The following is a 12360-nucleotide window of genomic DNA, read 5'->3' as shown; positions in this document are numbered from 1 at the left end:
CTTTGGATATTACTATCCTTTTCCTTTGCAGAAATTTGAAGAGAAGAAAAGAATATAAAAATATATAGGACGTATGATGGTATGGAATACAAATACAATTTCATTAAGAAATTTTAAAAACAATTATTATTTAGACTAAATATAAACAAAAGCGTCGTATTTTGAAAACAACTAAACTTTATGTAATTTTTTTTTTTAAAAATCAACATTTACAAAACCCTATAAAGTTTTTCTTTTTACCTTAATAACCTCAAACCGCTAAGTATCACCAATACCGTACTTCCCTCGTGCCCGATTACACCTTCCGGCAAATTTATAATACCACCAATAAAATTTAAAGTAATAAGGGTAAGTGCCACGCCAATGGCAAAAATCACATTCTGTTTGATAATCCTGTTTGTTCTTTTGCCTAAAGAAATGGCAAATGGAATTCTCTCAATATCATCGGCCATTAAAATAACATCGGCAGTTTCTATTGCTATATCTGTGCCCGCGGCCCCCATAGCGATACCTACGGATGCGGCCGCCAAGGCGGGTGCATCATTGACCCCATCCCCGACCATTGCGACCTTGCCATATTTGGCGGTCATTTTTTTGATAAAATCAACCTTGTCTTCGGGTAAAAGACCTGAATAAATTTCTTCTATTCCAGTGCTTTCCCCAATGTTCTTTGCAGTTCTCTCATTATCGCCCGTTAAGAGCGCTACACGGATATTCATATTTTTTAATTCCTCGATTACCCTTCTCGCTTCAAGCCGTACTTGGTCGAAAATTGAAACCATTCCAATAAGATTATGACCGTTAGATACAAATATGATTGTTCTTCCTTGTTGTTCAAGCTTAAGGGCCAAATCTTCCTGTTCTTTGGTAAGGACTATATTGTTTAACATATCCCTTTTACCAACCTTATAACTGATTCCATTTAAAGTGCCCTGCACCCCCATACCCTTAAAAGACCGTAAGTTTATGGAATGCTCCAGTTCAATATTCTTATTTAGGGCGTGTTGCACGATGGACTTTGCAATGGGATGTTCGGATAAAGCTTCTATGGAAGCCGTTGTTTTCAACAATTCCATTTCAGAATAATTTTCGAATGAAATTATGTCCTGCACAACGGGTTCTCCATAGGTGAGGGTTCCCGTTTTGTCGAATATTACCGCCTTGACCCCTGCAATATTTTCAAGGTGCGCACCACCTTTGAACAAAACCCTTTTCCTGGATGCATTGGAAATTGCAGACAATATGGCCGGCATAATAGAGGATACCAATGCACAGGGCGAAGCCACCACCAAAAAGATCATTGCCCTATAAATTGTTTCCTTCCACGACCAATGTATTATAAAAGGAGGGGCGATCATTAGGATTATTGCCGTAATGACAACGATTTTTGCATAGATACTTTCAAATTTTTCAACGAAAAGCTGGTTGGGTGGTTTTTCGTTTTTAGCTTCCTGCACCAAGTGGATTATTTTTGAAAGCATCGTTTCTTCTGCTTGCTTGGTCACTTTAACCTCTATGCCACCGTAACCGTTCACAGTCCCAGAGAAAACTTCATCATTAACCGTTTTATCCACGGGAACGGATTCCCCGGTTATGGTAGCTTGATAAATTGCGGAATATCCTTGGGTAATAATACCGTCGGCAGCAATACGCTCCCCGGGTTTAATTAGAATGGTATCCCCTTTCTTTAACTCTTCTGCTTTGACCTCTACTTGTTTCCCATTCCTTAATAGAACCGCCTTTTCCGGACGAAGGTCCAGAATGGACCGAATATCTTTGTTCGTCCGTTCCATTGTATATCCTTCAAGCGTGCCACTCAAGGAAAAAATAAAAATTAAAATAGCCCCATCCATCCAATACCCAATTGCAGCAGCTCCTATTGCAGCAATTACCATTAGCAAGTCAACATCAAGGTCTTTTTCTTTGAATAGAGTACTGATGCCTTCAACCGCTTTTTGGTAACCACCAACAATATATGCAAACAGGAAGAGGATAATTTCAACAAATGTATAATCATTTATTCGCGCCAAGTATGCCAGGACAATAAATAGAAGACAAAATGAAGTAACGATTGCCGCCCCGTGACTTTCCCATAAACCAAATGAAAAACCCTTATTGGGCTTATGATTACTTTTCGTGATCATCGATTTTGATATAAATGAATTGATTCCACAAAAATATTTTATTAATCCCGAAATTATTAGGTAAAAAAACGACTTTTTTAAGTACCTTAGCGCAATGAATTCCAATCATATTTATACAGATATAAAAATTTCCACTAAGACAATCCATTCGAATGCGTCAAGATCGCATAAGCATAATTATTTTGAATTGATTTATGTATTGGAAGGAAAAGGTGTTCACATAATCAATAAAAATCACTATGATTTCTCAAAAGGAAATCTGTTTTTATTAACACCAGAGGATATACATAATTTCGATGTTAAGGAAACAACTACCTTCTGTTTCATAGATTTTACCGAAAGTTTTTTTGTCGAGAACCCAAAGAAGAAAAGTGGTAAAGCAGAATTAAGCGGGTTTTTTAAGAAACTGGAGTATGTTTTTCATAATCACCATAACACAAATGGAAATATTATTACGGGAAATGATGAATTGATCTATGAAGTACTCATTAATAAGCTAATTGATGAAGAACAAAATAACCGACAATACAAGCATATTATAGTTCAAAATATCGTTTTTTTACTACTTAATCTTGTAGCAAGAAATATTCAAGAAAATATTATCGTCCACTCTCAATTAGAGAATCCAAAAAACAAGGTTTATGAAATCATTACTTATATCCAACAAAACATCTATGAAAAAGATCTTATTAAGATAAAACCCTTAGCAACTCATTTCAATAAATCGCCTGATCATTTGGGAAGGTATTTTAAACGAGAGACCGGCAGAACAATTAAGAATTATATAAACGATTATAAAACCGAGCTTATAAAAACAAGGTTAAAGTACAGCAATTTAAGTATTTCAGAAATTGCTGATGAGCTGAATTTTACAGACGGTAGTCATCTTAACAAAATTTTCAAAAGGGCTTATGGCAAAACAGCATATCAGTTCAAGGAAAGCATTGATTAAATAAAGCGTCAATAGATAAAACAATCAATTGAGCCAATTCCGATGAAAGCTTCAATGCTTATGAATATTACCTTTCAGCACAAAAAAGTAGAACAATAAAGGCTACGATTATCAGAAGGACTAAGGCAATTATGCCTTTTACCCTATCACTATTTGTGATTTCGTCCTTAGTTGGTTTTTGAACTTTTTTCTTTCATCCGTTTCTGAGGCTTTGAGACATTTTTTATTTATTTCCAATTCATTTTCTGTAAAAGTATCGCATTCAGTATGGCAAGAAAGGCTGCGCCAACATCGGCAAAAACGGCCTCCCACATTGTTGCCATCCCAAAGGCACCTAAGACCATAACGGCGATTTTAACCCCGAATGCCAAACCGATATTCTGCCAAACTATTTGTCTGGTCGAACGGCCTATTTTTATTGCCCTTGCGATTTTGGAGGGTTGGTCGGTCTGGATGATGACATCGGCGGTCTCAATGGCTACATCGCTGCCCAAACCGCCCATAGCCATACCTACATCACTCGTGGCCAAAACGGGGGCATCGTTGATACCGCTATAAATAAATTAAGCATATTCAACTATTTCAATATTTGAAAAAAATTATGAAAGATCCAAAAAACCAATCAACACCCGTAATAGAATGATCATACCCCCAATTATCCAGTTATTTTTTTTTGTTCCATTTATACCCCTTTACTATTAACAAACACTCTGTTTTTACACCTTTGGGAATTAGACTTACGGCGAAATAAGTATCTATCGGGAAAAAGTCGGGAATCAGATCAATGGGACTTAGCGTATACCCAATATCGAAAAAAATTAAAACTTTGGCGGACCAAAGAGTTCTTCTGTCTTTGTAGGCCAAATGCAACATCACCAGTTGCTGCTTTAGTTTTTTTTGCCCAGACTTTTAATTTTTTCATAATACATTGAGACTGTTCTAAATACTTATGGAATCCTGCACAAAGGGGATGCCAAATAGAATTTGATCCTATTTATTGTTTTTTTAGTTTAAGATATTCATATATCTTTGTTTTCACGAATAAAATTGGTGCAAAGGTTACCTATTCGGTTACCTAATTTTATTGAATTAATATAAGTGTCTGGTTATTAAAATATTGTCTAGTGGCAAGTTAGTTCTGCCACCCCGACGAACTAAGTATCAAACTTTAGCAAAAACACTGAAAATCAAGTATTTTCGGTGTTTTTTTGTTTTACGGCATACCATCTAAAACCAAAGGTTATGGTTCTATTCAGTGAATGATTCGGTGAATGCTTTTTCTTCATTTATTTCTTACCTTAAGAGTGCATAACGGCTGATTTGATTTTCGTCTATAGTCATGTTTGTTTCATTAAAAAACCAGCTTATGCCAGAGTTTACCACCTTTTCCGTATTATTCTTTATCAGAAAGATCAGCAAAAATGCTGATAAACTTTCTATTTATGCCCGTATTACCGTCAATGGTAAATCAGCCGAAATGAGCCTCCAACGTAAAACTTCAGTGAATGAATGGGACTCATCCAAAGGGCGGCTTCGAGGATCAAGCGAACGCATCAAACAAATGAACCGTTACTTAGATCAGGTTTATTACCAATTATTAGAGACGCACAAGCGTTTATTGGAGAAAGACAACCTTATTAACGCCAAAGCCGTTAAGGCTGCTTACAGTGGACTTGATGAAGATCACAAAAAATTGAGTGATATCGTAGATTATCACAATTCACAGATGCAATCGGTGTTAAAGTGGGGTACGCTAAAAAACTATTTTACCACTGCTAAATACCTGACCGAATTTTTAAAGCAAAAAAGAAAAGTAGATGATATCTACTTAAAACATATCAATTACCGATTTATCACGGAATTTGAACATTTTTTGCGCACCTATTCCCCGAACAAAAAAAGAAAAACCTGTTCCACCAATGGCGTTATGAAACATTTGGAGCGGTTTAAAAAGATGATCAACCTAGCCATTAAATTGGAATGGATACAGAAAAATCCTTTTCAGAATTATAAAATGAAGTTTGAAAAGAATGAACGTCAATTCTTATCGGAACGGGAATTAAAATTAGTAGAAGACACCTATTTTAAAAGTGGTTCTTTGGAGCGCGTAAAAGATATGTTCCTTTTTTGCTGTTATACCGGGCTCACCTATGCTGAACTGAAAGAACTCACCAAAGAACATATCGTAAAAGGCATGGATAGTAAAGATTGGATTTATACCAGACGGGCAAAAACCAATGAGCCTGTAAAAGCTCCCCTACTGAGCAAAGCCGCAAGCATTTTAAAAAAATATAAGGATCACCCGTAGTGCATTTAGGATAACTTAATTTTAATGTTATTTATGTTTCTATGATATACGAACTTATTTATGTATTGTATCATTGTGAGCGCAGTAATTTTAGAAAGGATTCTAGTCTTAAAACCTTCAAAGGATTTGGCATAATTTCTACGAATCATAAATTGGTCGCATAGCTGAGAAAACAAGGTTTCAATTCTTTTACGACTTTTTCTAAAGACATAGGGCTGTTGTTTATAATTATATTGATTCTTTCTCATAGGAGTCGATAATTTGATGTTATATTCATCAAATAAATTCAGTTGTATATCGGCAGAGAGATAACCTTTGTCCCCAATAAGCAGACAATCATTCAATTGCGTTTTAATGTCTTTTAAATAATGAATATCATGTACCGAAGCAGGACTAATATCTAAACTTTTAAAAACACCTTTTACAGAGCACACCGCATGAAGTTTATAGCCATAATAAGATGTTGATTGTGTGGCACAATATCCTTTATCAGGAGTACAATAGGTTTGTTCTTTACAAATTCTAGAACGACCACTACGAGATAATTTACATACTTCTAAAGGCATACTATCAACAATAAAGCAATCCTCAAATTCATTAAAGAAGTTGGATAATTGTTCTCTAATAAGTTCAATAGCGTCAAATAATCTCCTTCGTCTGCGATTATAAACGCTTCTTTCTATTTTTGCTAATAATTTTTCAGGGAGTAATCGAAATAGTTGATATTCACTATCGATACTCATAAATTCCGATGTTAAATTTATAGCAATCAATTCTTTATCCGTAAGTTTTGGTTTTCTGATTTGATGTAAAAAATTAGATTTTGGTTCAATAGTATTTAAAACCTTTAAAATTTTGTCGTAATTTGTTTGAAAGTTGTGCATAGAAATTGTTTGTGTGGTAACTACAATTTACTGCCTTTTAGCAGTTTGCACAACTTTTTATAAATGTACTACGGGTAAGGATCATCAATATGATCTATTGGATGAATGTTTATTTCCGGTCTTATCCAATCAAAAGATGAATAGCTACGTCAAAGAAGTGATGAAAGCCGCACGGGTTCGAAAGCATATTACGTTTCATTCGGCAAGACATACTTTTGCTACGACCGTAACCTTAGCTAATGGTGTACCCATAGAAACAGTTTCTAAATTATTAGGACATACCAAACTATCCACTACCCAGATTTATGCACGAGTGATTGATTCAAAGATTTCTAATGATATGGATAAGTTGAGGGAGAAATTGTAAGCTGTTTTACAGCTTATAAGCAATTTTCAAAAGAACGGTTCGTGGTTGTAGATAAACACGCCTATCGGTAACGATGAATTCTGAAAAGGAATTTTCCCGGCGGAAGTTGGCATCTAGCATATTATTGACTTCAACCTCAAAACTCCAGGCACTATCTAATTTATTATAAAACAGTGAGGCATTTCCTATTTGAAAACGGTTCACCTGATCGTTTTCCTGATTTTTATAATAATTATATTCGTAATCGGCTTTCAGGATAAATCCGTTTAAAAAGTCGTATTCCAATCGGGCAAAAGGTTGAAATTGTACAAATCTATTCTGAAAATTATCAGATCCAAAAGCACTAAAATCATGTTCGTAACCCACATCTAAATTTGGGAGGTCGTCAAAAGTAGTTCGTATTCGTAGGCCATAACCATAATTTTCAGAATCATAAGCTATGGTATTCTGGTTTACGATTCGGCTATAACTGGACAGCGCAGCATCACCATCTACCGTTAATCGAAAATCCTTAATTCGCTTGGTAAAAGAACCGCGCAAGCTGTAGGTTTCATTAGGCAAATCGGTATACACCGGACTCGAGATCTGATTAATTCCTTCTAAAATGGTTGTATTTAAAATGGATCGTACCCTATTCGAATAATTAAAAAAGAAATTATAATTGATGCCTTTAAAAAGACTAAACTTATAATAGCTCAACGAAAGCCTATGATATAACTGATTCTCTAAATCTTCATTTCCACGGTAAATTCTGTTAAAACTACTTAAGCGATAGCGATTGGCATAACTTGATGCATTGGCAAAACTGGAGTTCATGCTGTAATTTAGTCGTAATTTTTCTGAACCGCCGAGTTTATATTCACTTTCAAATTCGGGTAACAAAACCGGTTTTGCTTCATTGGTAATTTCATCAGAAAACTGGGTCACCTGCCACAGGTAATAATGATAAAACAAGCCAGGTTTTAAAATAAGATCGCCAAACATGGTTTTATATTGAAAACCTACATATTGATCGACCAACCGGTAATGCACATCATTATTAAAATCGGCTTCAGTAAAACTATTGATTTCTCCGGAATCCAATTGTTGCTCGTCGAGCGTGCTAAAACGCTGATCTGAAAAACTAATCCCCAATGCCGGATAAATATGATTGGTATTGTTGAGCACCCAATAATGCTTGAGATCTAAACTGGCCTGGTTGAGCGTGGTATTTACCTGCTGAAATAAATGCAGACTGTCTTCTTCTACAAAAGGAATAATCGTATTAAAAATCGGCTCGTTAAACAACCAATCTTTTTCATTTTCGTTCTTTGAATATTTATAATCGACATTAAGCGTAGAGGTATGTTCGAAGGAAAACTGTTTGCTGTAATTTAAATGTTGTGTAAAATCGATTCCATCGGGATTTGCCATCGTATTGATAAATGTAGAATCTACCGGAGTAAATGAATTCAAAATTCCGTTGGCTGTAGCCGAAGATGTTTTTACATAAGCATCATAAGTAAGATCTTCATCGGGATTTGGGCGATAGCGCAATTGCAATTTATTTAGTGTAAAAAACAGATCGTTGTTTTGCCGGGTTTCGCGAAATTCATCCAACCCGCGCTCTTCATCGATGTAGGTAATATTGTATTCTTCAAGCGTTTCCAGTTTATTATTGGAGATAATACTGTAAGCATTTAGATCGAGATCGCTGGTAACTTCCTGGGCGATATTAAAAGCACCAAATTCATTTTTGTTATAGGTAAAATCTATATTCCGCAGAAATTTTGCAAAGTCGTCATTATAAATATTGCTTGCATTTGGGCGATCCATAAGCGATAAATAACCACCTTCAAAATTGACATAATCATCCATCGAAAAAGACTTTTGCCCGGTATTATTAAAATCTCCTATAACATTTACTGAAGTTTTTGGACTATAATAAAACAAGGTAGGATGCAATGAATAGCGATCTTCTACGCCACCGCCAACTTCGATATCACCAAAAGCAAATTTCTTTTTGCCTTCAGAGAGTTTAATGTTCATCGCCATTTTATCACTGTCTTCCAGACCTTTTAAAAATGAGATTTCGCTGTAATTATCCAGCACTTCTACTTCATCTACAGCATCGGCAGGAATGTTTTCTACGGCAAGTTTAGAGTCTCCGGTAAAAAATGTTTTACCATCGACCATTAATTTATCCACCTTTTTGCCATTTACGGTAATGGTACCTTCACGGTCTACTTCCACGCCCGGTAATTTATTTAAAACTTCACGGAGCTTACGCTCTTCCCCGGTTTTAAAAACATCGGTACGGTAAATTGTGGTATCTTCTTTTACCACCACCGCCATTTTCTTTTTGATAAGGACTTCTTCCAGGCTTTCGTTACTGGCCTGCATGGTATAATCTTTCTGAATATCACGGCTGGCAATAATCGAATCGATAATCTTTTGATAGCCCAAATAACTAATCTCGATCACATAGCTGCTGTCCTTTTCCAAGTTAAGACGATACCGTCCTTTTTCATCTGAGATAGAAAAGGCCATATTAAGATCGTCACTATTTGGAATCGCAATAAGGTTAGCACCATGAAGCGGCGCATTAGTAGAATCTTTAACGGTACCGGTGTAGGTAGATTGAGAAAAGCAAAAACCTGATATCAATAAAAAAATATTGAACACATTTTTTTTAAATCTCAATAGGAATGTTTTATAATCCAAGCCAGAAATTAAATAAATCTTTTAATCCTTCATAACTTTTATTAAGAAGAACGCCAATGAGCATATTAATAATTGATTATTTAAATAAAATTTAAAGATACTGTCTTTGAAAAAGTTGTAAAGTTTATTACCCTCTGCTCCTAATTTCTTTAATTACCTCAGAAAGTTTTTCCATATATTCCTGATTACTGAGCATCATCTTAAATTTTGGTTTTACTATTTCTTCCTCAGTATCAAAATTAATATTGCTGGCTTTAAAAACATATCTTGGGTTTCTATATCCTTCCAAAATAAGACCCGGCAGTCCATCAATATCTAAAGGCCCAGCATTTATAGGAATATCAGGGGTAAACCAAGCCTCTATATAAATTTGTTTTGGTTCTCCTCTATTACCGATTTCTTCGTAAGTAGTAGTTGCTTTAAAGCATTTAAAGTCTAATATTGTTTTTGTTTCTTTTGTAATATTCCAATTACTATACTTTTCTTTATCTTGCAAGATTGCGGATTCTTCACCAAAGATATCTCCAATCATAAGCTTTTGTTCTAAATCGGTATAATATTGATATTTACCAGAAACGAATGATTTCGCCATACTATAATTCCAATCATTATCTCTAAGTAGTTTTTCATCTAATTTGAATAGGGATGCATTATTTTTGATATTAAGCTTAAAATTTAAAGCTTCGATTGCTCTTTCAATTTGTTGTGCTTTAATTCTAGCAGCCTTATTTTCCAATTGATTACTATCCTTCATCACGAATATATTATATTCCACTCTCATATTTATTTGGGAGTATGAAAAAATAGGCATTAATAGAACTATAAAAAGTATTTTCTTTATTGAAAATGTAAAATTCATGGGGAATACATTTATAACCCCTAAATTAAATTTAGGGGCTAATTAATTTAATTAGTAACCATCAGCAATTTCTTCTTCCTCATCCATATCTTCACACCGATTATACATATCGTTGTAAGCATCAGTAAACTCCTGTCCTTCCTTACCTTCTGCAACTGCCAAAGCCATAGAATGGCATACTGAAAATACAGGTAATTCTTCTTCGAGTAAAACATTTTCGGGGGAATGAGCAAATAAAAAACTTGTATTGGCGAAAACCAATAATGCTAAAATTAATAGCTTTTTCATAAATAAAATTTTAAAGATTAATAAAATAAAAATAAACCAAGAAATGCGCAATAAACCTTTGGTTAACAATAAGCTACGGATATTTAAAAAGTAAGAGCACATACGGTGTGTTAAAATTAACGCCTTGATCTAAAATAGGGGAAAAACACCCTAAAAAGCTACTTTATGTATTTGGATAACATTGGTTTTTAATTAATTCCGAAGATTAATACCAAGTAAGAGGTATGATTAATTGGATTGTGAAAAGTACAGCAAGAGGATAACACGCAGAGCGATGTTATAGTTATTTATATTACTGATTTTCAATTATTTACGATTTATTCGTGAAACTTTTTTTACTAAATTTGCAGCAAAACCTCTGGGAAGCCTTATAAACAGGCAATTATTTACAGCAAAAATTAGTAAAAAATGAAATTAAAGGTATAAATCGGGCAATCCTCACCATATTTCCTTTCACTATGTTTCAGTCAAAAAGGTTCGTCAAAATGGTCTTGAACATAAGCCAAAAGCAAATAAAAATACAGATGAATTGAAGCGGAAAATTTGCTTTTGGCTCACGTTCGTTTTAGCAACATTCCGGTAAAGTTGACCGATCTTCATTACATAGTTTTGAGTTTACTTTGAATCTTACAGCCTTACCTTTTTGATCTCAAAAGAACAGGATTTAGCATTAGCGGGCGCATAAACCGGTCAGCTCCGCTTTCCTATTTATAGCCCTTTTGCTAATCCTAAATCCTGTAGAAAAATCAATATCAAAAAGGTAATGTGACGGCTCTAAAAGAAGTAAATGAAATAATCCTAAAGCCTATTTCATTCGATCTTTAGTAGTACTTCAATGGAGCTAAAAAGGCAAATGCTCTGGATAAAAAAAGTAAATAAACTATGTTTAGAAATAGAAAATAAATAATCCAACCTATAAAATTGGATAGATTATCGTAATTTTTGTGATGATACCCTAGTTACTTAGAAGTGAGCAATGAATATTTAATATCCCTCTGCTTTTTTATTTTATGAATTTGTCTTTCAAATTGTTTTTTAATTTAAATTTGATAGAGAATCTTTTAATAAATTATTCATGCTTAAAAAATTACTTATTGCAGTTGCAATTTTGACTTCTATGGTTTCTTTTGGCCAAGAAGTTAATTTTGGTGTTCAAGGAGGCTATATTAATATGGAGGGGAAATCTTCTAACTCTCTAGACGATGTTTCTTCTTCTGGGAATTCATCTGGATTTTATCTAGGTGCATTGGTTGATTTTACACTATCAGATAATTTTCATTTACAACCTTCTGTTAATTATGCAAATGCGGATGATGTCAATTTCATAATCGTTCCAGTTCTTGCGCAGTATTACATCCAAGATTCTGGCTTTTATCTTCAAGCCGGGCCGCAAGGTACTTTTTTGCTAGACAACGTCTCATTAGAAGGAATTGATCTTTTAAATACTTTTGGTCTAGATTTAGCTTTTGGGGCTGGTTACAAAATTACTTCTAATTTTTTCGTAGAAGCAAAGTACAGTTTTGAGCTAACTAACAGGTTCTCAAAGGAGGTAAAAGATGCCGCTGATTCTGAGGGTATCGAAGTTGATTCTCAATTTAATGCTTTCAGTATAGGACTAGGGTATAAATTCTAAAAAATCTAGAATGATATTTAGAAAACGAGGAAGTATCTATTTTCTCGTTTTCTTTTTTAATATTGAAAGAAAGGTGATTTTTTTTAATTATGCCTAAACTCGAAATTGATTATCCGCAATTAGTCATAACCTGTAATTCCTGCTATAACGAGCCTATCGAAGAGTTTTTCTCCGAAATATCTTCTGTTGAGTTTGTAGATAAATTCATTCAGGTATAACTGT

General features: G+C 34.4%; 9 protein-coding genes and 3 pseudogenes. 4 read left to right on the top strand and 8 right to left on the bottom strand.

Features of this window, described 5'->3' with window-relative positions:
* Positions 1-236 precede the first annotated feature (236 nt).
* Positions 237-2144 carry a heavy metal translocating P-type ATPase gene (locus tag L1967_RS13400; protein ID WP_094998198.1) on the bottom strand — a complete coding sequence of 636 codons (1908 nt, stop codon included), beginning with the start codon at positions 2142-2144 and terminating at the stop codon, positions 237-239.
* A 94-nt stretch (positions 2145-2238) separates the two neighbouring features.
* On the opposite strand from L1967_RS13400, the gene L1967_RS13395 reads away from it, so the two are divergent.
* The gene (locus L1967_RS13395; protein ID WP_094998199.1) at positions 2239-3096 is read left to right on the top strand and encodes an AraC family transcriptional regulator; all 858 of its coding nucleotides are present in this window, start codon (positions 2239-2241) and stop codon (positions 3094-3096) included.
* A gap of 227 nt (positions 3097-3323) precedes the next feature.
* On the opposite strand, the pseudogene L1967_RS13390 reads toward L1967_RS13395, so the two are convergent.
* Positions 3324-3659: pseudogene (locus tag L1967_RS13390) on the bottom strand (heavy metal translocating P-type ATPase); the annotation flags it as partial.
* Between the two features lie 100 nt (positions 3660-3759).
* Entirely contained in the window at positions 3760-3969 is a 210-nt protein-coding gene (locus L1967_RS22490) for a YkvA family protein (RefSeq protein WP_094998200.1), read from the bottom strand.
* A 493-nt stretch (positions 3970-4462) separates the two neighbouring features.
* Here L1967_RS22490 and L1967_RS13385 point away from each other — a divergent pair, with 493 nt between their 5' ends.
* The gene (locus L1967_RS13385; protein ID WP_249602063.1) at positions 4463-5404 is read left to right on the top strand and encodes a site-specific integrase; all 942 of its coding nucleotides are present in this window, start codon (positions 4463-4465) and stop codon (positions 5402-5404) included.
* Between the two features lie 5 nt (positions 5405-5409).
* Here the strand turns inward: L1967_RS13385 and L1967_RS13380 are convergent, their stop codons facing one another.
* Positions 5410-6288, bottom strand: coding sequence for an IS982 family transposase (locus L1967_RS13380; RefSeq protein ID WP_249602062.1), 879 nt, complete (start codon positions 6286-6288; stop codon positions 5410-5412).
* A 103-nt stretch (positions 6289-6391) separates the two neighbouring features.
* Here L1967_RS13380 and L1967_RS13375 point away from each other — a divergent pair.
* A pseudogene (locus tag L1967_RS13375) lies at positions 6392-6655 on the top strand (site-specific integrase); the annotation flags it as partial.
* 6 nt (positions 6656-6661) lie between these two features.
* Here L1967_RS13375 and L1967_RS13370 read toward each other — a convergent pair.
* From L1967_RS13370 to L1967_RS13360, 3 genes are all read right to left on the bottom strand, one after another.
* Entirely contained in the window at positions 6662-9337 is a 2676-nt protein-coding gene (locus tag L1967_RS13370) for a TonB-dependent receptor (protein ID WP_249602061.1), read from the bottom strand.
* Between the two features lie 148 nt (positions 9338-9485).
* Entirely contained in the window at positions 9486-10217 is a 732-nt protein-coding gene (locus tag L1967_RS13365; RefSeq protein ID WP_262917446.1) for a GLPGLI family protein, read from the bottom strand.
* A gap of 51 nt (positions 10218-10268) precedes the next feature.
* Complete coding sequence (locus L1967_RS13360; RefSeq protein WP_249602059.1) at positions 10269-10505, bottom strand: hypothetical protein; 237 nt, start codon at positions 10503-10505, stop codon at positions 10269-10271.
* 1075 nt (positions 10506-11580) lie between these two features.
* Between L1967_RS13360 and L1967_RS13355 the strand changes: the two genes are divergently transcribed.
* The gene (locus L1967_RS13355; RefSeq protein WP_249602058.1) at positions 11581-12138 is read left to right on the top strand and encodes a porin family protein; all 558 of its coding nucleotides are present in this window, start codon (positions 11581-11583) and stop codon (positions 12136-12138) included.
* 119 nt (positions 12139-12257) lie between these two features.
* Here L1967_RS13355 and L1967_RS13350 read toward each other — a convergent pair.
* Positions 12258-12360: pseudogene (locus L1967_RS13350) on the bottom strand (IS1595 family transposase); the annotation flags it as partial.

Source organism: Zunongwangia pacifica (assembly GCF_023499215.1).
GTDB classification, from domain to species: Bacteria; Bacteroidota; Bacteroidia; order Flavobacteriales; family Flavobacteriaceae; genus Zunongwangia; species Zunongwangia pacifica.
This window is presented reverse-complemented; position numbering and strand designations above follow the sequence as displayed.